We start from the raw sequence: 671 nt of genomic DNA on the forward strand, positions 1-671 counted from the left end.
AAACAAACGCCCATAATAGCGTTCGCTGAACTGACGGTCCTTGTCCTCGCTCTCTGCTTTCTTCTCGCCGCGAAGCGTCAGAACACCATCATCCAGCATGACCTCGACGTCGTTTTCATCGAGGCCCGGGATTTCGGCCGTCACCCGGATTTCCTTATCGGTTTCCGAGAACTCCACGCTTGGCCAGGTGCCATTGAGAGGAGGCACGCGGCCAAGAATCGAAGGCGTGTCAAAACCGCGGAACACCTCGTCGAATAGCCGGTTGACATTGCGGTGTAACGACAGGAACGGATCCATGTCGTCACTGCGATAAATGCGCGGTGCCTGGCTGCCGCCACGGCTCCAGGGAATCAAGTCACGTACGCTCATTTGTCCTTCTCCTTTTCGTTTTATGGTCGCACCCGGACCCCATCCACGACAGGACGGGATGTCTGCTGCAGGCCGACCAACAAAGATCAGGCCGCGCTTTCAATGTGCTTGGAGGCCGCCTTCTTGTCGGTCTCGACATTAATCGCGATGCGGCGCGGCTTCATCTCCTCGGGAATCTGCTTCTTGAGGTCGATGATCAGCAGACCGTTTTCGAGCGTTGCCCCGACAATGGTCACATGGTCGGCAAGTTCGAAGCGACGCACGAACGACCTCAACGCCAAGCCATGATGGAGGTACTGAAC

The 671-nt window shown here is 56.8% G+C and carries 2 protein-coding genes; both read right to left on the reverse strand.

What is annotated here, in order from left to right; genetic code table 11:
* On the reverse strand, positions 1-369 hold a 369-nt coding region (locus AC1DZP_RS36320; RefSeq protein ID WP_477309182.1), incomplete at its 3' end, for an Hsp20/alpha crystallin family protein.
* Positions 370-455: 86 nt separating this feature from the next.
* On the reverse strand, positions 456-671 hold a 216-nt coding region (locus AC1DZP_RS36325), incomplete at its 5' end, for an Hsp20 family protein (RefSeq protein WP_477309184.1).

The sequence above is a fragment of the Mesorhizobium sp. P2_F8 genome (genome assembly GCF_056403655.1).